General features: G+C 68.5%; 21 protein-coding genes. 8 read left to right on the forward strand and 13 right to left on the reverse strand.

Annotation, left to right across the window (positions count from 1 at the left end; genetic code table 11):
• Positions 1–4: 4 nt before the first annotated feature.
• Entirely contained in the window at positions 5–643 is a 639-nt protein-coding gene (locus PW734_04355) for a LysM peptidoglycan-binding domain-containing protein (protein MDE1170433.1), read from the reverse strand.
• A 78-nt stretch (positions 644–721) separates the two neighbouring features.
• On the opposite strand from PW734_04355, the gene PW734_04360 reads away from it, so the two are divergent.
• On the forward strand, positions 722–1,174 hold the full coding sequence (locus PW734_04360) for a thioredoxin family protein (protein ID MDE1170434.1): 453 nt from the start codon (positions 722–724) through the stop codon (positions 1,172–1,174).
• Here the strand turns inward: PW734_04360 and uvrA are convergent.
• A complete protein-coding gene (gene uvrA / locus PW734_04365; protein MDE1170435.1) occupies positions 1,128–6,782 on the reverse strand; it encodes an excinuclease ABC subunit UvrA in 5,655 nt (1,884 codons plus the stop codon). The genes PW734_04360 and uvrA overlap by 47 nt on opposite strands.
• Positions 6,783–6,885: 103 nt before the next feature.
• Here uvrA and PW734_04370 point away from each other — a divergent pair, with 103 nt between their 5' ends.
• Together PW734_04370 and PW734_04375 are read left to right on the forward strand one after the other, a co-directional pair.
• Positions 6,886–9,030 (forward strand): PcfJ domain-containing protein, encoded by a 2,145-nt coding sequence (locus PW734_04370; GenBank protein ID MDE1170436.1) that lies wholly within the window; start codon positions 6,886–6,888, stop codon positions 9,028–9,030.
• Positions 9,027–10,766: a tetratricopeptide repeat protein gene (locus PW734_04375; protein ID MDE1170437.1), complete on the forward strand. Its 1,740-nt coding sequence runs from the start codon at positions 9,027–9,029 to the stop codon at positions 10,764–10,766. The genes PW734_04370 and PW734_04375 overlap by 4 nt, the downstream gene beginning before the upstream one ends.
• Here PW734_04375 and PW734_04380 read toward each other — a convergent pair.
• Positions 10,763–12,691, reverse strand: coding sequence for an ATP-binding protein (locus PW734_04380; protein ID MDE1170438.1), 1,929 nt, complete (start codon positions 12,689–12,691; stop codon positions 10,763–10,765). The genes PW734_04375 and PW734_04380 overlap by 4 nt on opposite strands.
• Before the next feature lie 481 nt (positions 12,692–13,172).
• On the opposite strand from PW734_04380, the gene PW734_04385 reads away from it, so the two are divergent.
• Both PW734_04385 and PW734_04390 read left to right on the forward strand, forming a co-directional pair.
• The gene (locus PW734_04385) at positions 13,173–16,121 is read left to right on the forward strand and encodes a ribonucleoside-diphosphate reductase subunit alpha (GenBank protein MDE1170439.1); all 2,949 of its coding nucleotides are present in this window, start codon (positions 13,173–13,175) and stop codon (positions 16,119–16,121) included.
• Between the two features lie 84 nt (positions 16,122–16,205).
• On the forward strand, positions 16,206–17,273 hold the full coding sequence (locus PW734_04390) for a ribonucleotide-diphosphate reductase subunit beta (GenBank protein MDE1170440.1): 1,068 nt from the start codon (positions 16,206–16,208) through the stop codon (positions 17,271–17,273).
• A gap of 464 nt (positions 17,274–17,737) precedes the next feature.
• Here PW734_04390 and PW734_04395 read toward each other — a convergent pair whose 3' ends face one another.
• The gene (locus tag PW734_04395) at positions 17,738–17,965 is read right to left on the reverse strand and encodes a hypothetical protein (GenBank protein ID MDE1170441.1); all 228 of its coding nucleotides are present in this window, start codon (positions 17,963–17,965) and stop codon (positions 17,738–17,740) included.
• Positions 17,966–18,211: 246 nt separating this feature from the next.
• On the opposite strand from PW734_04395, the gene PW734_04400 reads away from it, so the two are divergent.
• The 3 genes from PW734_04400 to PW734_04410 are packed head-to-tail and all read left to right on the forward strand — an operon-like array spanning position 18,212 to position 19,596.
• Entirely contained in the window at positions 18,212–18,478 is a 267-nt protein-coding gene (locus PW734_04400; protein ID MDE1170442.1) for a hypothetical protein, read from the forward strand.
• A 41-nt stretch (positions 18,479–18,519) separates the two neighbouring features.
• Positions 18,520–19,089, forward strand: coding sequence for a dCTP deaminase (dcd, locus tag PW734_04405; protein MDE1170443.1), 570 nt, complete (start codon positions 18,520–18,522; stop codon positions 19,087–19,089).
• 12 nt (positions 19,090–19,101) lie between these two features.
• The gene (locus PW734_04410) at positions 19,102–19,596 is read left to right on the forward strand and encodes an RDD family protein (GenBank protein MDE1170444.1); all 495 of its coding nucleotides are present in this window, start codon (positions 19,102–19,104) and stop codon (positions 19,594–19,596) included.
• 1 nt (position 19,597) lies between these two features.
• On the opposite strand, the gene PW734_04415 is transcribed toward PW734_04410, so the two are convergent.
• The 9 genes from PW734_04415 to PW734_04455 form a co-directional block, all read right to left on the reverse strand.
• Positions 19,598–19,948, reverse strand: coding sequence for a hypothetical protein (locus PW734_04415; protein ID MDE1170445.1), 351 nt, complete (start codon positions 19,946–19,948; stop codon positions 19,598–19,600).
• Positions 19,949–19,950: 2 nt separating this feature from the next.
• Entirely contained in the window at positions 19,951–20,262 is a 312-nt protein-coding gene (locus PW734_04420) for a hypothetical protein (GenBank protein MDE1170446.1), read from the reverse strand.
• Entirely contained in the window at positions 20,259–20,507 is a 249-nt protein-coding gene (locus PW734_04425; GenBank protein ID MDE1170447.1) for a hypothetical protein, read from the reverse strand. Before PW734_04425 ends, PW734_04420 begins: the two co-directional genes overlap by 4 nt.
• A complete protein-coding gene (locus PW734_04430; protein MDE1170448.1) occupies positions 20,507–21,256 on the reverse strand; it encodes a TIGR03943 family protein in 750 nt (249 codons plus the stop codon). The genes PW734_04425 and PW734_04430 overlap by 1 nt, the downstream gene beginning before the upstream one ends.
• Positions 21,253–22,158 (reverse strand): permease, encoded by a 906-nt coding sequence (locus PW734_04435; protein ID MDE1170449.1) that lies wholly within the window; start codon positions 22,156–22,158, stop codon positions 21,253–21,255. The genes PW734_04430 and PW734_04435 overlap by 4 nt, the downstream gene beginning before the upstream one ends.
• Before the next feature lie 98 nt (positions 22,159–22,256).
• Entirely contained in the window at positions 22,257–22,466 is a 210-nt protein-coding gene (locus PW734_04440) for a hypothetical protein (protein ID MDE1170450.1), read from the reverse strand.
• Positions 22,467–22,511: 45 nt separating this feature from the next.
• Positions 22,512–22,775, reverse strand: coding sequence for a 50S ribosomal protein L28 (gene rpmB, locus PW734_04445; GenBank protein MDE1170451.1), 264 nt, complete (start codon positions 22,773–22,775; stop codon positions 22,512–22,514).
• Between the two features lie 23 nt (positions 22,776–22,798).
• Positions 22,799–23,044 (reverse strand): 30S ribosomal protein S18, encoded by a 246-nt coding sequence (gene rpsR, locus PW734_04450; GenBank protein ID MDE1170452.1) that lies wholly within the window; start codon positions 23,042–23,044, stop codon positions 22,799–22,801.
• Positions 23,045–23,062: 18 nt separating this feature from the next.
• Positions 23,063–23,797: a TraR/DksA C4-type zinc finger protein gene (locus PW734_04455; GenBank protein MDE1170453.1), complete on the reverse strand. Its 735-nt coding sequence runs from the start codon at positions 23,795–23,797 to the stop codon at positions 23,063–23,065.
• Positions 23,798–23,878 lie beyond the last annotated feature (81 nt).

Here is a 23,878-nt window from a genome sequence, read left to right on the forward strand (position 1 = left end):
CTCCCTATTTCTTCGGGATGAAAAGCTTCTGGCCGACGTGGATCGATTCCGTGCGGGAGAGGTGGTTGGTGGCGCGGATGTCGGCCACCGTCACCTTCACGCCGTGGTCCTGGTAGGCGGCGGCGATGGCATGGAGCGTGTCCCCCTTGGAGACCACGTAGTCGTAGCCCTCCTCCGGCTTGTCGGGGGCGGAGGCCGGGGCGTCGGCGGCGGGCGTGGCGGCCTTGGCGGCCTTTTTCTTGGCGGGCTTCGGAGCGGGCGCGGGCGCGTCGGCGTCCTTTTTGGAGGAGGAATCGGCCACGATCTTGCCGACCTCCGCCAGGAGGACCTTCCGCTCCTCGGCGCGGGCGGCCTCCATCTTCTGCACTGTCTCCCGCAGGGAGGCGTTGTCGCCCTTCAGGGAGGCCAGGTCCCCCTGCGCGGCCTGGAGGGCGGCGCGGAGGTCGTCGACCTGCTGCTTGAGGGAGGTGAGCTGGGCGGTCTGGGAATCGGCGGCGGCCTGGAGGGCGGCGGTTTCGTCGGCGGCGCGCAGCAGGCGCTTCCGCTCGGCCTCGGCGTCCTGGGCGGCGCCGGGATCGACCTGGGCGGAGAGCAGGGGGGAAAGAGCGAGGAGTCCGGCGAGGGCCAGAAAAGACCATTTCATGAGGGGACCGTACTTTTAAGGGAAAACCGGGCCCAAGCAAGCTTGGCGCGGAATCTTCAATGGGGGTAATCTTTATTCATGAAACGGCTCCTGCTGCTCGCGCTCGTGTGGGGAACCGCCCTTTGTGGGCTGCGTGCGGAGGCCGTCTGGCTGACCGATTACGTCCAGGCGATCAACACCGCCCGCAAGGAACAGAAACCCCTCTTCATCGACTTCACCGGTTCCGATTGGTGCGGCTGGTGCGTCAAGTTCGACAAGGAGGTCCTCTCCACGCCGGAGTTTGAGGCCTACGCGCAGGATAAGCTGGTCCTCCTGCGGGCCGATTTCCCGCAGAAGCATCCCCTGCCGGTCGCCCTGACGCAGCAGAACCAAAGCCTGGCCCAAAAATACAAGGTCGACGGCTTTCCCACCCTCCTCCTCATCTCCCCGACGGAGAAGGTGCTGGCCCGCTTCGACGGCTACCAGGAGGGCGGCCCCCAGCCCTTTATCGAGCGGCTGAAGAAGGACGCCGGGTCGCCTTACCGGCCTTAGGCTTCGGCTTCCGGTCCAGCGTTTCCTTGAGGAAGGGCGCGGTCGGCGATCCCTGTGCCCGCGCCACCTCCTCCGGCGTGCCGGAGGCGATGATCTTTCCGCCCGCCGCGCCCGCTTCCGGGCCCAGCTCGATCAGGTGGTCGGCCTCCGCGATGACGTCGAGGTGGTGCTCGATGACGACGACGGTGTGGCCTGCCTCGACCAGCTCGTGCAGGACTTCCAGGAGGCGCTTCACGTCGGCCAGGTGGAGGCCGATCGTCGGTTCCTCCAGGAGGAAGAGCTGGCGCGGCTGGATTAGGGCGCGGCTCTTCAGCCGGGTCTGCAGCGTCGCTTCCAGGGAGCCAAAGAGCTGGGTGACGAGCTTGAGCCGCTGCGCCTCCCCGCCGGAGAGGGTGGGGCTGGGCTGGCCCAGGGTCAGGTAGCCCAGGCCGGTCTTCTGCAAAAGTTCCAGCGGCCGCTGAAGGCGCGGCACGCCCGCGAAGAACCCGGCGGCCTCCTCCACGCTCATCGCCAGCACCTCGGCGATGTTCTTTTCGTTGAAGAGGACCTCCAGCGTCTCCGGCTTGTAGCGCCTGCCGCCGCACGCCTCGCAGGGGAGGAGGACGGTGGGGAGGAACTGCATCTCCACCTTCATGGTGCCCTGGCCCTGGCAGCTTTCGCAGCGGCCGGGGCCGCTGTTGAAGGAGAAGCGGCCCGCGTCGTAGCCGCGCTGGCGGGCCAGCGGCGTCTGGGCGTAGAGGTTCCGCAGCCCGTCCATGAGCCCCAGGTAGGTGGCCGGGGTGGAGCGGGAGGTCTTGCCGATCGGGGAGGGGTCGACCTCGCAGACGCCGGAGAGTTCCTCCGCGCCGGAGACGGTCTTCCAGCAGCGGGGGCCGGCCTCTTTTTTCTTCCGTCCGCGCGCGGCGAGGGCGGCTTCCACGGCGGGCTTGAGCACCTCCTGCATGAGGGTGCTCTTCCCCGCGCCGGAGACGCCGCAGAGGACGGTGAGGCGTTCCAGCGGAATGGCGAAGTCGAGGCCGTCCAGGTTGTTGGCCCGCGCGCCGGTGACGCGCAGGAAGGCGGTCTCCTTCCCGCAGGGGCGGCGCGCGCCGCGCATGGGGTGGGGGAGCGGATTGCCCAGGAGGAGGCCGGTGGGGGACGTGGCGTGGGCGGCGATTTCCCGCCAGGTGCCGTCGGCGACGATGTGGCCGCCGTCGCGCCCCGCGCCGGGGCCCAGGTCGATGATCCGGTCGGCGCGGCGCATCGTCTCCTCGTCGTGCTCGACGACGACCAGGGTGTTCCCCTTGGCCTTGAGCGCGTCGAGGGAGTCGAGGAGCCGCGCGTTGTCGCGCGGGTGGAGGCCGATGGTCGGCTCGTCCAGGACGTAGAGGACCCCCTGCAGGTTGGAGCCTAGCTGGGCGGCCAGCCGGATGCGCTGGGATTCCCCGCCGGAGAGGGTCGGCGCGGCGCGGTCCAGGGTGAGGTAGCCGAGGCCGACCTCCGCCAGGAAGCGGAGGCGCTGGGAAATTTCCGGCAGGATGTCGCGGCCGACGGCGGCGGCGCGGCCCTTCCACTTCACGGTGGCGAAGAAGGCGGCGGCCTCCGCGATGGAGAGGCGGCCCAGGTCGGGCAGCGTCGGCCCGCCCGCGCTGAGCCAAGGCCCCTTCCCGTGGGGAAGGCGGACGGCGCGGGCCAGGGGGTTGAGGCGGGCGCCGCCGCAGGCCGGGCAAAGGACTTCCTCCTCCGCGCCGTTTTCCCGGGCGCGCTCCAGATCCAGCTCCTGCTCCACGGCGGAGCGGCTCTCGTCCGGCGCGGGGACGTCGGCCACCGTGCCGTAGCCCATGCAGTCCGGGCACCAGCCGTGGGGGGAGTTGTAGGAGAAGAGGCGCGGGTCGAGCTCGTCGAAGGCGCGGCCGGAGCCGGGGCAGTAGAGGGCGGTGCTGTAGATCGTCTCCTTCCCCCGGTTGTCGAGGGCGTAGAAGGTGTCGCGGCCCAGGGCCAGGGCCTCCTCCACCTTCCGGCGGCGCTCGGCGGGCGGGGCCTTGGCGGAGAGGTTCCCCAGGACGACGTCGAGGGTGTGCTCCCGGAAGCGGTCGAGGGCTTTGAACTTGGCGGGCTCCACCCACTTTCCGTCGACGCGCAGGGCGGGGTAGCCCTTCTTCCGCGCCCAGGCGGCCACCTCCGTGTGGAGGCCCTTGCGCGCCTTGATGAGGGGGGAGAGGAGGGTCAGCTCCTTCGCCTGGCGCAGGTGCTTCTCCAGCCGCGCGGCGACCTCCGCCGGGGTCTGGTGGACGGCGGCTTCCCCCGTCTCCGGGTCGTGCGCGGTGCCGAGCTTGGCGTAGAGGAGGCGGAGGAACTGGTGGACCTCCGTGACGGTGGCCACGGTGCTCTTGCCGCCGCCGCGGGAGAGCCGCTGCTCGATGGCGACGGCGGGCGGGATGCCGGTGATCGAGTCGACCTCCGGCTTCTCCATCTGCTCGACGAACTGGCGGGCGTAGGCGTTGAGGCTGTCCAGGTAGCGGCGCTGCCCCTCGCCGAAGAGGATGTCGAAGGCCAGCGTCGACTTGCCCGAGCCGGAGAGGCCGGTGACGACGGTCATCTCCCCCCGCGCGATGGAGAGGGAGAGGTTCTTGAGGTTGTGGTGCCGCGCGTTGCGGATGACGATCTCCTCCGGCCCTTCCTCCCGCAGGCGGAGGGGGGCCTTCTTCGGCGCGCGCGGGGCGGAGGCCTTTTTCGCGGGGGCCAGCTTTTCCTTGAGGAAGGGCGCGGTGCGGCTGGCCGGGTCGGCGGCGACCGCCTCCGGCGTCCCGGCGGCGACGAGCCTGCCGCCCGCCGCGCCGCCCTCCGGGCCCAGCTCGATCACCCAGTCGGCCGCCTTGATGACGTCGAGGTGGTGCTCGATGACCAGGACCGAGTCGCCGCGCTCCACCATGCGGCGGAAGACCTGGACGAGGAGGCGGACGTCCTCGAAGTGGAGGCCGGTCGTCGGCTCGTCGAGGATGAAGAGGCGCGTGCCTGCCTCCGCGCCGGACGCGCCTTGGGTTTCCCCGTCCTCCTCGTCCTCGCCCGCCGCGCCGGAGAGGTGGCGGACCAGCTTGATCCGCTGCGCCTCCCCGCCGGAGAGCTGGGTGAGCGGCTGGCCCAGGCGGAGGTAGCCCAGGCCGACGTCCCGCAGGAGGTCGAGGGCGACGCAGATTTTCCGGTGCTGGGCGGCCTGCGCGGGGGCCGCCTCCGCGTCGGGATCGAAGAACGCGCGGGCCTCCTCCGCCGTCAGGCCCAGGATGTCGTCGATATTCTTCCCCCGGTAGCGGACGTCCAGGACGTGGGGGAGGAAGCGCTTCCCCTCGCAGGCGGGGCAGGTCAGGAAGACGTCGGCCAGGAACTGCATCTCCACCTTCTCGACGCCCGCGCCGCCGCAGCGGGGGCAGCGCCCGGCGCCGCCGTTGAAGGAAAAGTCGGCCGCGCGCAGCCCGGCGGTTTCCGCCCCCTCCGTGGCGGCCAGCAGTTCCCGGACCGGCGCGTAGGCGCCGAGGTAGACGACGGGGTTGGAGCGGGAGGTGCGGGTGAGGGGCGACTGGTCGACGCGGATGACGCCGGAGAGGAGGCCGTGGCCGGTCAGCTTGTCCAGGGTGGGGCTGGAGACGGTCTTCTGCGCCGAGCCGCGCTCCTTCGCCAGGCGCCCGGCCAGGGCCAGGTTTTCCGCGAGGACCTCGTTGACCAGGGTGCTTTTCCCCGAGCCGGAGACGCCGGTGACGGCGACCAGGAGGCCGAGCGGGATCTCGACGTCGAGGCCGTCGAGGTTGTGGAGCCGCGCCCCCTCCAGCCGGAGGGCGGCGCCGGGGCGGGGCGCGCGGCGTTTTGTGGGGACGGGGATGGAGGCCCGGCCGGAAAGGAAGCGGCCGGTGACCGACTGGGGATCGGCGGCCAGGCCGGCGTAGGGCCCGGCGTAGAGGATCCGGCCGCCCTGCTCGCCCCGGCCGGGGCCGAGGTCGAGGACGTGGTCGGCGCGGGCCATCACGGCCTCGTCGTGCTCGACGAGGACGACGGTGTTTCCCCGGTCGCGCAGCCGCTCGATGACGTCGAGGAGCCGCCCGGTGTCCCGCGGGTGGAGGCCAATGGTCGGCTCGTCGAGGACGAAGAGGGTGTTCACCAGCGAGTTGCCCAGGCAGGAGGTGAGGTTGACGCGGGCCACCTCCCCGCCGGAGAGGGTGCGCGTGGCGCGGTCGAGCGCCAGGTAGTCGAGGCCGACGTCCCGCAGGTAGCCGATGCGGACGGCCACCTCCTGCCGCAGGCGGCGGGAGGGCTCGTCGTGCGGGGAAAGCGGCAGCCCCTCCACGAAGGCGAGGGCCTGGCCGAGGGGGAGCGCGTTGAGCGCGGCGATGGAGTGGCTCTCCTCCTTCCCGCGCAGCCGGTAGGCCAGCGTCTCCGGCTGGAAGCGGGCGCCGTCGCACGCCGGGCAGGTGCGGTAGGAGCGGTAGCGGGAAAGGAGGACGCGCACGTGCATCTTGTAGGTGCGCGACTCGAGCCACTGGAAGAAGCCCTTCACGCCGTACCAGGCGCCGCTCTCCGGGTCGCCGCCCTCCCCGTCGAGGACGAAGCGCTGGTCGGCCTTCGGCAATTGGGCGAAGGGAACGTCGACGTCGATCTCTTGGCGGCGGCAGGCGCGCAGGAGGTCCTTCTGCGACTCGCCCATCTGGGAGCCCTGGAAGGCGCGGACGACGCCCTGGCGGATGGAGAGGCTCTTGTCCGGCAGGGCCAGGTCGTAGTCGATCTCGATCGTGCGGCCGAAGCCGCGGCAGGCCGGGCAGGCCCCGCGCGGATGGTTGAAGGAAAAGAGGGCGGGGGTCGGCTCCGGCAGGCGCGCGCCGTCGTGGGGGCAGACGGCCTCCCGGCTGTAGCGGTGCTCGGCGCGGTCCGGCCCGCAGAGGAGGCGGACCTGGCCCTTGCCCAGGCGCATGGCGGCTTCCACCGCCTCCGCCAGCCGGGCGCGGTCCCGCGCGGCGTCGGCGACGCGGTCCTGGACGACGAGCATTTCCCGCGGCGCGTGAGGCAGGGTTTGGGAAAGCTCGTCCAGGCGGGCGGCCTGCCCCTCGTGCCAGACGCGCAGGAAGCCCTGCGCGCCGACGAAGGCGGCCGCCTCGGCGAAGGGGGTCTTGGCCGGGAAGGGGACGGCGAAGAGGACGAGCGCCTCGCCCCCGCGCGCGGCGGCCTCGTCGACGATCTGGGCCGTCGTCCAGGCGCGGAGGTCCCGGCCGCAGTCCGGGCAGCTCCCCACGGCCAGGCGGGCGTAGAGGAGCTTCAGGTGGTCGGCCACCTCGGTCATCGTGCCCACAGTGCTGCGGGAGGTGCGGACGGCGTTGGCCTGCTCGATGGCGATGGCGGGCGGGATTCCCTCGATCGAGTCGGCCTGGGGCTTGTCGACCCGCTCCAGGAACTGCCGCGTGTAAGGGGAGAAGGTCTCCACGTAGCGGCGCTGCCCCTCCGCGTAGAGGGTGTCGAAGGCGAGCGACGACTTCCCCGAGCCGGAAAGGCCGGTGATGACGGTCAGCGCGCGGTGGGGGATGTCGGCGTCGACGCCCTTCAGGTTGTGGACGCGCGCGCCGCGGATCGAGATGCAGGACAGGGCCATGGAGCGGAACCCTCAATCTACCAGAAAAACGGCGCCGCGCATCCTGAATTATTCAAATGAATAAATTTACTCAGGGCGGCGGGGCAAAAGCCGAATTGGGTACATGCCCAACCCGCCCCCTGCCGCCGCCTATGCGGCCCGCGCCCAAGAGTGGGGCCTCTCTTTTCCCGACGGGCTGTGGATGAAGTTGGACGGTCTCTATCATTATGGGGGCGGCGGCCGGCTGGGAGTCCATCCGGGCGCGGAAGAGGCCGTGGCGGCCCGCCTGCCCGCGCTGGGGGACTACTTCATTTCCACCCCGTTCCACCCCGGCAGCGGCCTGACCCTTTCCTTCGTGGGGCCGGAGGGCGGCCACTACGCGGGGCGCACCTCGCCGGAGCGGGAGGCGTTTCTCGCCGCGGCGGGCTACCGGAAGCGGGAGGGCGATCCGCCGCCGGAGCTGGCGCTTCCCGCGCTCGACCGCCTCGCGCCGGAGCATTTCAAGGACAAGGAGCGCGCCTTTGAGAGCGAGGATTCCCTCCTCCACCAGGCGCTGGGCGATCTGGACGCGTTTTTGTTCGAGGAGGTTCTCCCCTATGTGGAGAAGGAGCGCGTCGCGCGGATGGCGGGCGGCCTCATGTTTCACGATGCTTACCAGGCGGAGGAGAGGGCCCCGCGCCAGCGGGCGCTGGCCGACCGGCTGATGGAAGTCGGCGTGCCCGCCGACCGGCTCCTCCTGAACGCCATGGAGGCCCGGGGCGACAACCGCGCCCTCGTCGCCCATCTTTTGGAGAAGGGGGCCTCCCCTTTCGGCTGGCTCGTGGACGGCCAGCCGCTCTTCCTCGGCGCGTGGAAGAGCGACGAGATGTGGGACCACGACCGCGCGCGGGCCGACGGCCAGTCCTGCCTGGTCCTCGACGCGATCCTCCGGCGGCCCGATCTGGATCCGCGCGAGCGGCGCTTCTACAAGGCCGTCCGCGAGCTGTTCGATCCGGAGCGGCAGGAGGAGCGCTACGGGCGCGCTCTTTTTAGGCACGTCCTCGACGCCCATCGCTCTCTCTTCGGCGCGGCGGAGGGGCGCCTCCCCGCCACGCTCGAGGCGCTGGCGGAGCCCTATCTCCATGGCAACGCCGCCCAGCGGCGGGCGTTCTGGGACGGCATCTACGTTCCGGCCCACGGCTATCTGACCGATCCCGGGCAGGAATTCGTCCAGCGCGTCGTCCTGCCGCAGGCCCTCGTCGCCTGGTCGGAAAAGACCGGCGTCCCCCTGGGCGACGGCGTCTTGAAGAAGCTCGACGCGGCCAGGCTTTCCGAGGCGCTCCTGCCCGATGTCCAGCGCGTCCTCCACGCCGGGCGGAGCCTGGACAAGATCACCGGCCTGGCCCACGCCTGGCACGACCGCGAGCGCAACGGCTTTCCCGACGTCCTCCTCCCCCTGGCCGTCGAGGGCTCCTGGGAGCCGCTGACGGAGACGAAAGCCCACCCGGCCCCGAACGGCTTTTCCGTCCACGTCCTCACCACCGACGAGGAGCTGAAAAAGGAGGGGAGCGACCTCTCGCACTGCGTGGGCTGGGGCTCCTACGGCAGCCAGTGCCTGGCGGGGAAGCGGCAGATTCTCTCCGTCCGCGACCCGGGCGGGCTGGCCCGTTCCACCGCCGAGGTCTCCGTCGAGCGGGGCAAGCTCGTCGTCCACCAGCACCGGGCGCTTCACAATGCCGCGCCGGGCGCGGCGGAGCGGGCCGCCCTCGACTGGTTCCGCGACGCCTACGACGCGGGCCGCCTCGACGCCCGCCCCTGGCGCGGGGAGACGGAGGCCAGCCGCCGCGCTCACAAGCGGCCCCTCCTGCTGCGCGCGATCGGTTACGAGCTGGCGCAGCCGAACGTGGAGGCCGCCTTTGCCGAATACAAGGAGCCGCGCCGCCGCGCGTACGAGTGCAACCCGGAGACCCACGCCTGGGACCGGCAGAGCCGCCGGACCGATTTCATCGCCGGAAGCGCCGAGGAGATCGGCCCCGACGGGAGGCGGACGGGCAAGAGCCTCCGCCTCCACGACCTTTCCGCGCGGGAATGGTTCCGCGCCAGCGGCCTGCGGGAAAAGGCCCTGGCCGTCCTGGACCGGCAGGAGCCGCTGCAGGACGCGGCGATCCGGGCGGCGGGACGGCGGGAGCTGGCCGCCGCCCTGGTGGGCGCCGTCTTCCCCAGCCGCGCTCCCGCTTTGCGCGCGCTCCTTGTGGCCGACCGTCCTTTTGCTAGAGTGCGGGAAGATTGAGTAACGATCTTCAGGCGGCCATCGCGCTGCACCAAAAGGGCCGGGTTTCCGACGCCCGCGTCGCCTACGCCCGCGTTCTGCAGCAAGCGCCGCACAACCCCGTCGCGCTTCATTTGCTGGGGGTCACGTTCCTGCAGGAGGGCAAGGCGGCGGAGGCGCTGCCGTGGCTCCGGCGGGCGGCGGCCTTTCGCCCGCAGGACGCGGATATGCTCGGCGGGCTGGCCGCCGCGCTGGGCGCCACGGACTGCTTTGCGGAGGCGGCCGACGTTTACCAGCGGCTATTGGTCATCCGGCCGGAAGAGGCCTACGCCTGGCGCGGCCTGGCGGAGGCGCTCCAAAAGCTGGGCCGGTTGAAGGAGGCGGTGCGGGCTTACAAAAGGATCCTGGTGCTGGCGCAGGACGCGGGCGTGCTGACGAATTTCGGCGCGTTGCTGAAGGACCTGGGCCGGCTGGGGGAGGCCGTGGCCGCGCACCGGCGGGCGCTGGAACTCGAGCCCGGCCTGGCGGCGGCGCACAACAACCTGGGCGCGGCGCTGGAAGCGCAAGAGAAGCTGGAAGAAGCGCTGGCCTCTTACCTCGCCTCCTTCGCCGCCGATCCCCGCTACGTCCGGGGGAGGGTCAACGCGGGGGCAATCCTGCAGAAGCTCAACCGGCATGAGGATGCCGTGGCTCTCTATCAGGAGGCGCTTTCTTTCCAGCCGGACGACGCGGGCGCGCTTTACAACTGGTCCAACGCGCTTTTGGAGATGAACCGCGTGGAAGAGATGTTCGCCGTCCACGAGCGGCTTTTTTCCTTTCACCCCGGGCATGAGGAGGCGCTCTGGATCCAGGCCGGGGTTTTCCTGGCCCGCGGGGAGCTGCGGCGGGGCTGGGAGAGCTACGAACGGCGCTGGAGCGGCCGCAGGCCGATCTCGCCGCCGCCGCCGGCCGGCTGCCCCCTCTGGCTCGGGGAAGGGGAGCCGGGGCCGGGGCCGCTTCTCCTCCAGGCGGAGCAGGGGCTGGGGGACACGATCCACATGCTCCGCTACGTCCCGCTCCTGGAGGCGCGCGGCACGGCCTGCTGGCTCCAGGTGCCGGAGACGCTGCGCGCGCTGGCGGCGCGGAGCTTTCCCGCCGCGCGGGTCTTTTCCGACGTGGCGGTGCCCCCGGGCGCCGCCCGCCGCATCCCGATGATGAGCCTCCCCCTGGCCCTGCGGACCGACACGGTGGCCGACATCCCGGGCCGCGTCCCCTACCTCACCCCCGACGGGGCGCGCGCGGCCCATTGGCGCGCCGCCTTGCCGTCCGGGAAGGGCCGCCGCGTGGGCTTGGCCTGGCGGGGCAGCCCCACCCACGAGCGCGACCGCTGGCGCTCGGCGCGGCTGGAGGACTTCCTGCCGTTTTTGGAGCGGGAGGATTTCCTGCCGGTGATTTTTCAAAAGGGGCTGACGGAGGCGGAGCGGGCGCTCCTGGCGCGGTATCCCCGCGCGGCCGTCGCCGACGCCGCCGATCTGGACGACCTGGCGGCCCTCCTGTCCGTGCTCGACCACGTCGTCGCCGTCGACTCGAGCCCCGCGCATTTGGCGGGGGCCTTGGCGCGGCCGGCCTCGGTTTTGCTGCCCTTCTACGCCGACTGGCGCTGGCTCCTGGACCGGGCCGACTCCCCTTGGTATCCCACGGCGCGGCTTTTCCGCCAGCCCGCGCGCGGGGCGTGGGCTCCGGCGGTCGCGGCGGCGCTGAAGGAATTGGCGGCCTAAGCCAGAACGCCGTCCAGCACGTTGCGGATGAGGCGCAGGAGGCTGGGCGGGGTGTAGGGCTTGCTCAGGAAGGGCTTGTCCTTGAGCGCGGCGCCGCCGCCGACGATGTCCGGGCTGTAGCCGCTGGTGTAGACGACCTTCACGCCCGGGTATTCGGCGGAGAGCTTTTCCCCCAGGTCGATGCCGGAGATGAGGCCCGGCATGACCAGGTCGGTCAGCACCAGGGCGACGCGGCCGCCCTCCCGCTCCATGACGCCGATGGCGTCCAGGCCGTTCTTGGCCTCCAGCACGGTGTAGCCCGCGCTCTTGAGGATGGTGACGGCCAGCTGGCGGACGGCGGCCTCGTCCTCCACGACGAGGACGGTTTCCTGCCCGCCGGGGGCTTTGCCTTCCCGCGCGGGAGTCTGGACGGCTTCCCGCCGCTCCGTGGAGAGGGGAAGGTAGACGTCAAAGGTGCTGCCCGCGCCGGGCTCGCTGCGGACCTCGACCCAGCCGTCGTGCTGCTTGACCGCGCCGTAGACGGTGGCCAGGCCCAGGCCGGTTCCCTTACCGGTTTCCTTGGTGGTGAAGAAGGGCTCGAAGATGCGGGAGAGCGTCCGCGCGTCCATGCCGCAGCCGGTGTCCCGCGCGGAGAGGCGGGCGAAGCGGCCGGGCCGCGCCTCCGGCCCCAGCGGGGCGTCGGGCGGGATGTCGACGACCGAGGTCTCCACCGTGACGAGGCCGCCGCGCGTCATGGCGTCGCGCGCGTTGGTGACCAGGTTGAGGATGATCTGCTCGATCATGCTGCGGTCCCCCTCGATGAGGATTTCCTCCGGCCGGCAGGCGACGCACAGCTCCACCTGCTCCCCCAGGAGGCGGGTGAGCATCTGGCCCATCTCCCGGATGATGGCGTGGAGGTCCAGGGTCGTCGGCTTCATCATCTGCCGGCGGCTGAAGGTGAGGAGCTGGCGCGTCAGGTCCCGGGCGCGCTCCGCCGCGGTGGCGATCTGCTCCAGCTGCTGCCCCACGGCGGGGTCGGCGTGCTCCTTGGAAAGGAGGAGGGAGGAGAAGCCGTGGATGACGGTCAGGATGTTGTTGAAATCGTGCGCCACGCCGCCGGCCAGCTGGCCGATCGACTTGAGCTTCTCCGCCTGGCGCAGCTGGCTTTCCAGGCGGCGGCGCTCCGTCAGCTCGCCCGCGTAGCAGTGGACCACGCGCGTCTCCGGGATGGGAAAGAAGGCCCAGGTCAGCGTCCGCTCGCCCCGGCCTTCCTCGCGCCCCACGATCGGCTCGCCCGTGCGCAGGCAGTCCTGCGCCAGCCGCGCGGCGTCGGCGGGGAGGATGTCGGCCGGGTCCTCCAGGTCGAAGGAGGCGGAGAGGCGGCGCGCCGCCTCGTTGGAGTAGAGGACCTCGCCCGTCTCGGCGATCTCGTAGATCGGGTTCGGGTTGAAGCGGCTGAAGTTGGCCATCTGCTCCAAGTGCTGCTCCACGCGCTTGCGCTCGGAGATGTCGCGCACGATCCACACCCAGTGCCGCGCGACGTGGGGCGGGAGGTCGACGGGGACGATCTGCAGCTCGATCCACGCCGCCTCGCCGCGCTTGGTGAGCAGCGACAGTTCGCGGACGAAGGAGTCGTGCTTTTCCAGGTGCGGCCGCACCTCGCGCCGCAGCGTGTCCTCGATCTCCGGCGTGTAGAGAAGCGCCGGGGAACGGCCGCGCAGCTCGTCGGCGGCGTAGCCGGTGATCTGGCAGAAGACGCGGTTGACGTAGGTGATGCGGCCCGCTTCCAAGTCGCCGTCCGGCGTCATCACCAGATACCCTTCCTTGGCCTGGTCCAGGGCGGCGACGATCATGGCCAGCGGGTTGGCCCCGCTGGCGGGAGAGAAGAGGGAAGCCAGCGCCGTATTGCGCTGCATCAACCGGTGGGGGGTCGGGGCGGGCAGCATTCCGGTCGGCCATTCTCCCTAATTGCCTCCGTACTGTCAACTTACCGATGATTTTAAATTAAAAATTTATGCGTATTAACTAAATACTCCGACCACCATTTGTGGCATAGTTTTAGCTTTGTGGCCCCTACGGAAAGTGGAAAATGGCCCTCCTTCGCCAAAAAAAACAGAAAACGCTTGTCACCCTCCCTTTGCTCCGGCAAATGAGTCCCTCGCGGGTGGCAAAAACCCCATTAGTGGGGTAATTTGGCTTGCCATCTCCCACGGAAAGTATAATTTTAGCAAAAAAGAAGTAAAAAAGTTCGTTAGGGTTTCCGAAGAATCAAGATAGAGAGTTTGAGATTGCCGAAACGATTCAGGAAATAACGCAGTTCCCGCCCTCCACGAACCCTTCCCCCCGACCGCCTTGCCTCGCCCTTCGGAGTCCACCGAAAATTTTTACTACAAAAACTTAAGAAACCCCAATCCAGCCCCCTCGCCTATGACCTTCCCCGCCTCTTCCGACCGTCCCCAGGGCCAGCTTGACCTTGCCGGGATCGACCCGCTCCAGAACCGCGAGTTTTCGATCCGCAAGCGCGACGGCCGCGTCGAGCCGTTCAACGAGGAGCGGATCTTCCTGGCGATCGAGGCGACGTTCAAGGTCGAGCACGATGTGGTGAAGGACGCGGCGCTGCCGGAGGGCCTCCTGGCCACCGTGCGCGACATCGCCGACCGGGTGGCCGGCCACGCCAAGGGCCTGGCCGTCCAGGGCGAGGACCTGAGCGTCGAGCGGATCCAGGACTTGGTGGAGCTGGAGCTCATGCAGGACGGCCATCTGGCCATCGCCCGCCGCTTCATCCTGTACCGGGAGGAGCGCCGCCGCGCCCGCGCCCTGCGCGGCGACCGCGACGTGGACGGCCAGCCCCAGGCGGAGATCAAGATCACCCTGGCCGACGGCACCGTCCAGCCCCTCGACCCCCAGCGCATCCGCCGCGACCTGATGCAGGCCTGCCGCGGCCTGGAGGACCGCTGCTCCTGGCGCGAGATGGCGGAAGAGGTCATGACCAGCCTCTACGACGGCGTCCGCAGCTCCGAGGTGGAGCAGGCCCTCATCATGACGGCCAAGGCCCGCATCGAGCGCGAACCCGCCTACACCTACGTGGCGGCCCGCCTCCTGCTGAACACCATTTATAAGGAAGTGCTGCCGGCGGGCTTCGCCCCGCTGGAAGTCGCCGCGGCCCACCGCGCCCACTTCAAGGACTACATCACCCACGGCATCCAGGTCGGCCGCCTGACGAAGGAGCTGGCCGGGTTCGACCTGGACCGGGTCGCCGCCGCCCTCCGCCTGGAGCGGGACGATAAGTTCACCTACATGGGCCTGCAGACCATTTACGACCGCTACCTCCTGCACGAGAAAGACCGCCGCATCGAGTCCCCGCAGTACTTCTGGATGCGCGTCTCCATGGGCCTGGCCATGAAGGAGGAGGACAAGAACGCCCGCGCCATCGAGTTCTACGAGGTGCTCTCCAAGTTCCTCCTCACCTCCTCCACGCCCACCCTCTTCAACTCCGGCACGCTCCATCCGCAGCTCTCGTCCTGCTACCTCTCCACGGTCATGGACGACCTGGACCACATCTTCAAGGTCATCTCCGACGACGCCAAGCTCTCCAAGTGGGCCGGCGGCCTCGGCAACGACTGGACGAACGTCCGCGCCACCGGTTCCCGCATCCGCGGCACCAACGGCCGCAGCCAAGGCGTCATCCCCTTCCTGAAGGTCGCCAACGACACGGCCGTGGCCGTCAACCAGGGCGGCAAGCGCAAGGGCGCCATGTGCGCCTACCTGGAGACCTGGCACCTGGACATCGAGGACTTCCTGGAGCTGCGCAAGAACACCGGCGACGAGCGCCGCCGCACCCACGACATGAACACGGCCAACTGGATCCCCGACCTGTTCATGAAGCGCCTGGCCGCCCAGGCCACCTGGACCCTCTTCTCCCCCAGCGACGTGCCCGACCTGCACGAGCTCTACGGCGCCGCCTTCGAGAGGCGCTATGAGGAATACGAGGCCATGGCCGACCGCGGCGAGATCGCCCTCTTCAAGCGCGTCGACGCCACCCACCTGTGGCGCAAGATGCTCACCATGCTCTTCGAGACGGGCCATCCCTGGGTCACCTTCAAGGACCCGTCCAACGTCCGCTCCCCGCAGGACCACGTCGGCGTCGTCCACAACTCCAACCTCTGCACCGAGATCCTGCTCAACACCTCGGCGGAGGAGACCGCCGTCTGCAACCTGGCCTCCGTCAACATGCCCAACCACATCGGGGAAAACGGGCAGTTCGACGAGGCCCTCCTGGCCAAGACCATCCGCACCGCCATGCGGATGCTCGACAACGTCATCGACATCAACTTCTACCCCACCCCGGAGGCGCAGACCGCCAACCTGCGGCACCGCCCCGTCGGCCTTGGCCTCATGGGCTTCCAGGACGCGCTCTACAAGATGCGCATCCCCTACGCCAGCCAGGCCGCCGTCGACTTCGCCGACCGGAGCATGGAGGCCATCTCCTACTATGCCATCCTCTCCTCCTCCGAGCTGGCGGCGGAACGCGGCGCCTACCAGTCCTTCAAGGGTTCCAAGTGGGACCGCGGCCTCCTGCCCATCGACACCCTCAAGCTCCTGGAGAAAGAGCGCGCCCCGGGCGACTTCCAGGTCGACCTGAGCGTCTCGAAGGACTGGGCCCCCGTCCGGGAGTCGGTGAAGAAGCACGGCATGCGGAACAGCAACTGCATGGCCATCGCCCCCACCGCCACCATCTCCAACATCACCGGCGTCTCCCAGTCGATCGAGCCGACCTACAAGAACCTCTACGCCAAGTCGAACCTCTCCGGAGAGTTCACCACCGTGAACACCTACCTCATCGAGGACCTCAAGGCCCTGGGCCTGTGGGACCCGGAGATGCTCGACGACCTCAAATACTTCGACGGCTCCGTCCTGGAGATCGAGCGCATCCCCGACCCCATCAAGGAAGTCTACCGCACCTCCTTCGAGATCGATCCCGAGTGGATCATCGAGGCGGCCAGCCGCCGCCAGAAGTGGATCGACATGGGCCAGTCGCTCAACCTCTACATCGCCGCCCCCAGCGGCCGGAAGCTGAACGACATGTACTTCCTCTCCTGGCGCAAGGGGCTGAAGACCACCTACTACCTCCGCTCCGTCGCCGCCACCTCCGTGGAAAAGTCGACCCTCGACGTCAACCGCCGCGGCGTCCAGCCCCGCTGGATGAAGAACAAGAGCGCGTCGGCCAACATCAAGATCGACCGCCCGGAGGCCGCCCCCGCCGTCGCCGTCGCGGCGAAGGAAGACGGCAACCTGGAAACCGTCACCGCCGGAACCGCCGACACCCTGCCGAAGGCTTGCTCCATCACCGATCCGGGCTGCGAAAGCTGCCAGTGATCTGAAACCAGACGCAAAGGGGAGGAACCCAGGTTCCTCTCCTTTGGATTCCCTCTTCCAACATTACCCTAAGGAGTTTCTAATATGTCCTGCTGCAACGTTTCCGACGAGCGCCCCCAGCCTCACGACTTGAGCAAGCGCATCAACGTCGACGACAAGCGCCTCATCAACTGCAACACCGTCGACGTCAACCAGCTCATGCCCCTGAAGTACAAGTGGGCCTGGGAGCACTACCTCAACGGCTGCGCCAACAACTGGATGCCCTCGGAAGTGCCCATGCAGCGCGACATCGAGCTGTGGAAGTCCAACACCCTCACCCCGGACGAGCGCCAGGTCATCCTGCGCAACCTCGGCTTCTTCAGCACGGCGGAGAGCCTGGTGGGCAACAACATCACCCTGGCCATCTTCAAGCACGTCACCAACCCGGAGGCGCGCCAATACCTCCTGCGCCAGGCCTTTGAAGAGGCCGTCCACACCCACACCTTCCACTACATCGTCGAATCCCTCGCCCTGGACGAGCGGGAGATCTTCAACATGTACCATGAGGTCAACTCGATCCACGACAAGGACGCCTTCGAGATGACCCTCACCTCGGAGATCGTGAAGGACGACTTCCGGACCGACACCGTCGAGGGCGTGCAGAAGTTCCTCAAGAACCTTATCGGCTTCTACGTCATCATGGAGGGGATCTTCTTCTACTCCGGCTTCGTGATGATCCTCTCCTTCAAGCGGCAGAACAAGATGGTCGGCATCGGCGAGCAGTTCGAATACATCCTGCGCGACGAGACCATCCACCTGAACTTCGGCTGCGACCTCATCAACGGCATCAAGGAAGAGAACCCCAACGTCTGGACCCCCGCCTTCCAGGCGGAGATCGAGGCCATGATCGAGAAGGCCGTCGAGCTGGAGATCGCCTACGCGCAGGACTGCCTGCCGCGCGGCATCCTGGGCCTCAACGCCGGCCTCTTCCGGGAGTACGTCCAGCACATCGCCGACCGCCGCCTGGAGCGCATCGGCCTGAAGGCCAAGTACGGCTCCAAGAACCCCTTCCCCTGGATGAGCGAGACCATGGACCTGGGCAAGGAGAAGAACTTCTTCGAAACCCGTGTCACCGAGTACCAGCACGGCAGCGCGCTGAATTCGACCTGGTAGGGGCTTTTTCGCTTCGCGTTCGGCGCGGCGTATGAAGTGGGCGCGATGGGGCATCCTCTGTTTGTTGGGGGGATGCTCCGCCCTGCATGCGCCCACCGCCGAGAACACGCCCCCGCCCTTTTCCCCTTTCCGCACGCCCCAGACTCAACTGGGGCCCTCCACGCAGAGTGAAGGCCTCGCCGCGCTCAACGAGCGCGCGGCCCATTACCAGCGGGGAGGAGCCAGTCGAGACGAGGCATTTAAACAAGCCAAGCGGGACACGGGTTGGGATGGACTGGGGGCCCCGGGAGATCCCTCGGCGGGCGAGGATTCGGCGGGTGGTTTTCCCTAGCCGGACGCCGGCGCTCAGCCCGTCTTTTCGTCCGAAGGGGGAGGCGAGGGGGGCTTGCTTTGTGGGCGCCGCCGCCGGGGAACCGGCTCGAAATGAGCGGCCCCGGCCAGCAGAGGCGGGCGCGCCTTCGGCTTCATTCCTGGGCTTTTTCGGCCAGATAGCGGCGGGCTTCCTCGATCACTCGGTCCCGGTCCGTGGGCGGTGCGGCGACCACTCGGGCCAAAAAGAGGCGGGCTTGTCCTTCGGCAAAGGGCTGGCGGGAGCGGGCCAGCGCTTGGGCCAGCTCCAAAAGACGCCGCACCACCAGCGCATCGACATGGCCCTCCAACGCCCGGCGGTTGCCTTCGGGAATGGCGCTCATCGCTTTCGGGTCAGTTCCCGCCGCAGCGTTCGGCGCATATACTGGCTGAACGTGATTCCCTCCGCCCGCGCCTGCTTGCGGGCCAGATCCCGCATCCATTTGGGCAGCCGAAACGCCGCCGACGCCGTCTCCCCCTCCAACTCCTTGGGCCTCCCCTTCATCGTAATAAACCGTATAACGATACGCATTTGGCCTGTCGAGCCTGGGTTGCCAGGGTTTTAATAATCCGTATAAATGGGGTCACGCATGACCCGGGAGCGCAGAGAAGACCAAGCTGTTGACGCGTTCAGCGCCTCGCGGGAGCTGTTGCGGGCCGCCCACCTGGAAGCCAAGCGCCGGGGCATGACCAAGTCGGGCTTCTACCGCTATTGCCTGGCCAAGGAGCTGGGTGTTTCGGAAGAGGGCGCCCTCAAGGTCGCCGAGCATGCGGGGGCGGGCCAGTTCGAGGTCATGGAAGCCCCCCGGTCCGTCAGCTACGCCAAGCCGAAGCGGAAACCGAGGGCGAGCAAGTAGCCGCGCATTGCCTTCCGCGGGGCGGCCGGTACAGTTTCCCGATGGGCATTCACGCTGACAGTTGGATCCGGCGCATGGCGCTGGAAAAGGGGATGATCGAGCCGTTTGCCGAGGGGCAGGTCCGCCACGGCGAGGACGGCGGCCGCCTCATCAGCTACGGCGTCTCCAGCTACGGCTACGACCTGCGCGTCTCCGACGAGTTCAAGGTCTTCACCAACGTCTTCAATTCGGTCGTCGATCCGAAGGCTTTCGACGAGCAGTCGTTCGTCGACATCAAGGCCCCCGTCTGCATCGTCCCGCCGAACTCCTTCGCCCTGGCCCGCTCGGTCGAATACTTCCGCATCCCGCGCAACGTGCTGACCGTCTGCCTGGGCAAGTCGACCTACGCCCGCTGCGGCATCATCGTCAACGTCACCCCCTTCGAGCCGGAGTGGGAGGGCCACGTCACCCTGGAAATCTCCAACACCACCCCGCTTCCCGCGAAGATCTACGCCAACGAGGGCCTGGCCCAGGTTCTCTTCTTCGAGGCGGAGGAGATCTGCGAGACTTCCTACGCCGACCGGGGCGGCAAATACATGAAGCAGCGCGGCATCACCGTGCCGCGGATGTAGTTCCTTCCGCGCATGACGGAGAGGGGCCCCCGCTACGCCGGATTTTGGATCCGGTTGGCGGCGGGGTTTTGGGACTTTTCAATTTTTGCGATGCTGACCCTGGCCGCGGTGGCGGCCAGGAAGATGGGGGTTCCGGGCGCGGTTTTTCGCTTCTGGGGTGATACGGTTCGCATTACAAATTCGCTTTACGAAATTTTGTTGGTTGCTTCCTTGTGGCAAGCCACGCTCGGGATGAGGTGGTGCGGTATCAAGGTGGTCAATTACCAGGGGGAGCGCCTTTCTTTTCTTCACTCCGTGGGAAGATGGCTGGCAGTTGGGATGTGGATAATTCTTATCCGGAAACTGCAGCGAGATTTTGGGGCGACACCGATGACCGCCGGGGTGGTGGGGTTGATTGTCCTGGCCAATGGTCTTCTCATCGCCTTCACCCCGAAGAAACAGGCGCTCCACGACTATCTTGCCAGGACCCTTGTTATTTATGACGAGGAGGCGGAGAAAGTGTCGTAGATCAGAACTCGATCACCACGGCGGCGTTTCGGCGGAGGGCTTCGGCCTCCCCGGGCGCCGCTGTTTTTATGCCCGCTTCTTCCAGGGCGGCGCGGGCCTCCCCTTCGACGAAGAGGGGGATGTGCCGCCGCCGGAGGGCGGCGAGATGGCGGAGGAGGCCGGCGCCGTCCTGCCAGTCCTGGGAAAGGCCCGCTTTCTCCGCGAAGGCCTGGGCGGCGGCGCCGGTGAGGAGGAGGGCGACGTCCAGCTCATCCGCGATTGAAAGGCCGTCGGCGACGCGGAAGGCTTCCGCGACGCGGCCTCCCTGGCGCGGGTCGCTGGCGGCGAGGAGGAGGACCTTTTTCTTTTCCATTTTCAGTAGGCCTCGAACCGGGCGGTGTGGGCGATGAGGTCCCCCAGCATTTTGAGGCCGCCGTAGGTCACTTCCGGCACGCGGGGGAGGCTGCGCTGCTCGGCGGCGTAGGCGCAGCCCAGGAGGTGGAATCTGGGCCCGAGGCGGCCGGTCAGGCGGGGGTCGACGGCGGCGATGATGCCGTCGTCCAGGAGGTAGAAGAAGACTTCCTCCTCCGCCGCGGCGGCGCGGTCGAGGGCTTCCAGGCAGGCGTCGAAGCGCGGGCTGGCCGGGCTCGCCGTCAGGACGAAGCCGGTGGTGCCCGGCGCGCTCACAACGGCAGCGCCTCCTCGACGAGGAGGACGGGAATGCCGCCGCGCACGGGGTAGCCGCAGGCGCGGTCTTCCCGGACCAGGAGGGCGTCGACGGGTTCCGTGACGGGGTTTTCCGCGCGGTTGCGCTGCGCGCCGGAGGCGATCCGCGCGTTGACTTGGGCGACGAGCGCGGCGTCGGCCTCGGAGAGGGGCTGGAGGTTTTCCGGGCAGCAGAGGAGGGCGAGGAGGGCGGGGTCGAGGGGCATCAGTAGAGGAATTTGTCGGCGGGGGCGGGGATGGATTGGGCGGCTTGGAGGGTGAGGACGGGCTCCATCTTTCCTTCCGCGCCCAGGACGAAGTGGACGGGGCCGCTGACCTCGACCCACCCCATCGGGCGGACGGCGGCGGGGGCCTCCCCCCTCACGCGGACGGCGACGGGCTGGGCGTCGGCGGCGCAGCAGAACATGAGGAAGCGGACGACTTGGAATGCCCCCGCCTGGCCGGGAACGGGGGCCAGCTGGCCGTGGAGGCGGACGACGTGGCCTTCCAGGGCGGCGGTGGTGTCGGCGTGCTCGGCGGCCAGGGCCAGGTCGGTCGTTTCGACGGGGATCGCGCCGGTGGCGTCGGCTTTCCATTCCGGGGGTTTGGCGTCGGCGGTTTGGGGGAGGAGAAGGGCGGGGTCGGCTCCTTGGCGGTTGGCCAGGGCCAGGGAGGAGAAGTCGCGCGGGGCCAGGGCCAGGCCGCCCAGAAGGGCGGCGACGACCAGGGTGTCGCGCCCCAGGCGTTTGGCCAGGAGGGCGAGTTCCGGTGCGGGCCGGAATTCAGGCGCGGGGGCCAGGAGGAGGTGGAGAAGGGCGGCGGCCAGGAGGCCGACGGCTCCCGCCAGGACCCACGGCTGAAGGAGGGGGTGGAGGAGGGTGCCGACTTGTCCGGTGACGTAGGCGTGGAGGAGCCCCGCGCCGAGGGCGCCGAGGACCAGGGGAGCGCGGAAGTGGTCGAGCTGCGCCCGGATCATAATAGGGAATATAGCCACGCCAGGACCAATGCGCCAGCGGTGACGCGGAGCCAAATCTGGAGGACGGCGCGGCGGGTGAAGAGGGCCTGGTAGATCCACCAGAGTTTGAGGTCGAAGATGGGGCCGGCGACGAGGAAGGCGAGGGCGGCGGCGCGGGTGAACTGGGGCAGGGCGGCGATGACGAAGGCGTCGGTGGTGCTGCAGAGGGAGAGGAGCTGGGCCAGGAGGACGGCGGCGACGGGCCCCCAGAAGCCGTTCTGGGCCAGCGGCTGGAGCCAAGCCCGGTTGATGCTGGTGTTGAGAAAGGCGGCTACGGCGGCGCCGAGGGCCAGGAAGGCGGCGACGGAGAGGAGGTCTTCCCCGACGCTGCGGACGGTCTGCCGCAGGCGGGCCCGCCAGGCGGGTTCCTCCGGGTCGGCGGGGAGGGCGGCCCCCTCTGCGGCGGGGCGGAGGCGGAGGATTTCCCGGCTGTCCCGGCTGCGGATCCAGAGGGCCAGGGAGCCGACGAGGAGGGCCCCCATGCCGAGCCGCAGGCCGGTCATGAGCCAGGGCTGGCGGGTGCGGAAGGCCAGGTAGGTGCTGAGGATGGAGAGGGGGTTGAAGAGCGGCGCGGCGAAGAGGTAGGCGGCGGCGCTGGGCAGGGGCACCCCTTTGCGGATGAGGCGGAGGGCGACGGGGAGGGCGCCGCACTCGCAGATGGGGAAGAGGAGCCCGGCGGCCATCCCGGCGCCGATGCCGGCGGCCGGGCCGAGTTTCAGGAAGCGGCGGAGCCACGATTCCGGCAGGAAGAGGTCGACCAGGGCGGAGCCGAGCGCGCCGACCAGGAGGAAGGGGAGCCCTTCCAGGAGGAGGGCGGAAAAGGAGAGGAAGAAGTCGGGAAAGGAAAACCAGGACGTGCTCACGGGCCTTTCCTTGAGATGGAACCGCCCAGGACGGGGGAGGGCAACAAAAAACCCCGCCGTTTCAACGGGCGGGGTTTTGTGAAGAGAGAAGCGGTCGCCTACTTGGCGGCCTTCTTCTTGAGGATCGGGAGGCCGGTGCGGCTGTTCTCGCTGACCTCGTAGCCTTCGGGGAGGGCGTCCAGGGCGCCTTCCTTCGCTTCGCCGCCGAAGTAGTAGAGCTTCACTTTGGTGCCGCCGCGCAGAGTCTGCTCGCGGCCGTGCAGGTAGAAGGTCTTTCCGTTCTTGTTGCTTTTGACGCTGAAGGCCATGTCGGATTCCTCGTTTAGGGTTGGTTGGTTTCGGGCGCGGCCTGCTTAGATCAGGCCCGCCTTCTTCAAGGTCTGGTAGCCGCCGTTCTTCGTCAAGGTCTTCAGGGCGCGGGCCGTCAGTTTGACGGAGACCGTGCGGCCGAGTTCCGGGACGAAGACGCGCTTGGTCTTCAGGTTGGGCATGAAGACGCGGGCGGTGTTGGCGGTGACGTGGGTACCGATACCCCCTTTTTTCTTCGCCTTACCGCTGCGGATGATGCGGTGGCCCTTGGTGGGGCCGACATTGGTGATGGAGCAACGACGGGACATGATGTGTATTCCTGGTTAAGCCCTTATTTGACCAAGAGCACGTTGCGGGCGCGCTTGATCTCCTGGGTCAGCTTGCGGTGGAGCTTCGCCGGCATGCCGGTGACGCGGCGGGGCAGGATGCGGCCGCTCTCCGTGATGAACTTCTTGAGGGTCTCGGTGTTCTTGAAGTCGAGGGCCTCTTTGTTGATGTTGATCCGCTTCTTGTGGACTTTCTTGGGCGGACGGCGGCGGCGCTTGCCGTCTTTGCCGGTGTCTTTGGTCTGGCTCATTGCGTTCTCTCTTTTGGTTTAATCCTTTTCCTTACGGCGGTCGTCTTCCTCGGAGGAGTCATCCTCTTCGTCGACCAGCGTCTCGGCCGAATCCATGAACTGCGGGATGGTGTCCCAGCGGCGGCGGCCTTTGTTCTCGCGCTCGAGCTGGGCCTGGCATTCAACGGTGAAGCGGGCGTGGGGAATCGCCTCCAGGCGGACCTTGGGGATGGCCTTGTTCGACATCTCGCAGACGCCGTAGGTGCGTCCTTCGATGCGCTTGAGGGCCTCCTCGATCTCGTAGAGGGCGTCCTGCTCCTGGGAAAGGAGGCTCAGGGCGAAATCTTTGTCGTAGGCGTCGCTGCCCGCGTCGGCCTGGTGCATGCCGAAGGCGGAGGCTTCGCTCCCCTCGGCGCGGACGCGGAGGGTGTCCTGGGCAACGCCCTGCATCTGGTTGAGCAGGTGGTCGCGCAGTTCCAGGAGGCGCTGTTTCTGGCGCTCCAGGAAATCGTTGTTGTAGGGCTGCTTGATCGGCACGGGCGCGCGCTCGGCCACGGCGGGGGCGGCCTTCGCGGGCGCCTTGGCCTTGGGGGCCGGCTTGGCGGCGGGGGCTTTGGCGGCTTGAACCTTGACGACCGCGGCCTTGGCCGGCTTCGCCTTGGCGGGAGCGGCCTTCTTCGGCGCGGGCTTGGCCTTGGGAGCGGCCGCCTTCGCCTTCACGGGCTTGGGGGAAGCCTTCTTGATCGGTGCTTTTTTACGGTCCGCTTTCGCCATAGGGGGGTCGTTTCTAGTGGAGGGGGCCTCCCTTGCCAAGAAAAAAAGGAGGGGAAATCGGTTGCGGGAGAAGACCTTTCC

Origin of the sequence: Verrucomicrobium sp. (assembly GCA_028283855.1) — a bacterium.
GTDB lineage: Bacteria > Verrucomicrobiota > Verrucomicrobiia > Methylacidiphilales > GAS474 > GAS474.

Bases quoted from the DNA above. Each gene is read 5' to 3' on its own strand.
- PW734_04355 (MDE1170433.1), bottom strand. From the start codon at position 643: ATGAAATGGTCTTTTCTGGCCCTCGCCGGACTCCTCGCTCTTTCCCCC.
- PW734_04360 (MDE1170434.1), top strand. From the start codon at position 722: ATGAAACGGCTCCTGCTGCTCGCGCTCGTGTGGGGAACCGCCCTTTGT.
- uvrA (MDE1170435.1), bottom strand. From the start codon at position 6,782: ATGGCCCTGTCCTGCATCTCGATCCGCGGCGCGCGCGTCCACAACCTG.
- PW734_04370 (MDE1170436.1), top strand. From the start codon at position 6,886: ATGCCCAACCCGCCCCCTGCCGCCGCCTATGCGGCCCGCGCCCAAGAG.
- PW734_04380 (MDE1170438.1), bottom strand. From the start codon at position 12,691: ATGCTGCCCGCCCCGACCCCCCACCGGTTGATGCAGCGCAATACGGCG.
- PW734_04385 (MDE1170439.1), top strand. From the start codon at position 13,173: ATGACCTTCCCCGCCTCTTCCGACCGTCCCCAGGGCCAGCTTGACCTT.
- PW734_04390 (MDE1170440.1), top strand. From the start codon at position 16,206: ATGTCCTGCTGCAACGTTTCCGACGAGCGCCCCCAGCCTCACGACTTG.
- PW734_04395 (MDE1170441.1), bottom strand. From the start codon at position 17,965: ATGAGCGCCATTCCCGAAGGCAACCGCCGGGCGTTGGAGGGCCATGTC.
- PW734_04400 (MDE1170442.1), top strand. From the start codon at position 18,212: ATGACCCGGGAGCGCAGAGAAGACCAAGCTGTTGACGCGTTCAGCGCC.
- dcd (MDE1170443.1), top strand. From the start codon at position 18,520: ATGGGCATTCACGCTGACAGTTGGATCCGGCGCATGGCGCTGGAAAAG.
- PW734_04410 (MDE1170444.1), top strand. From the start codon at position 19,102: ATGACGGAGAGGGGCCCCCGCTACGCCGGATTTTGGATCCGGTTGGCG.
- PW734_04415 (MDE1170445.1), bottom strand. From the start codon at position 19,948: ATGGAAAAGAAAAAGGTCCTCCTCCTCGCCGCCAGCGACCCGCGCCAG.
- PW734_04425 (MDE1170447.1), bottom strand. From the start codon at position 20,507: ATGCCCCTCGACCCCGCCCTCCTCGCCCTCCTCTGCTGCCCGGAAAAC.
- PW734_04430 (MDE1170448.1), bottom strand. From the start codon at position 21,256: ATGATCCGGGCGCAGCTCGACCACTTCCGCGCTCCCCTGGTCCTCGGC.
- PW734_04440 (MDE1170450.1), bottom strand. From the start codon at position 22,466: ATGGCCTTCAGCGTCAAAAGCAACAAGAACGGAAAGACCTTCTACCTG.
- rpmB (MDE1170451.1), bottom strand. From the start codon at position 22,775: ATGTCCCGTCGTTGCTCCATCACCAATGTCGGCCCCACCAAGGGCCAC.
- rpsR (MDE1170452.1), bottom strand. From the start codon at position 23,044: ATGAGCCAGACCAAAGACACCGGCAAAGACGGCAAGCGCCGCCGCCGT.
- PW734_04455 (MDE1170453.1), bottom strand. From the start codon at position 23,797: ATGGCGAAAGCGGACCGTAAAAAAGCACCGATCAAGAAGGCTTCCCCC.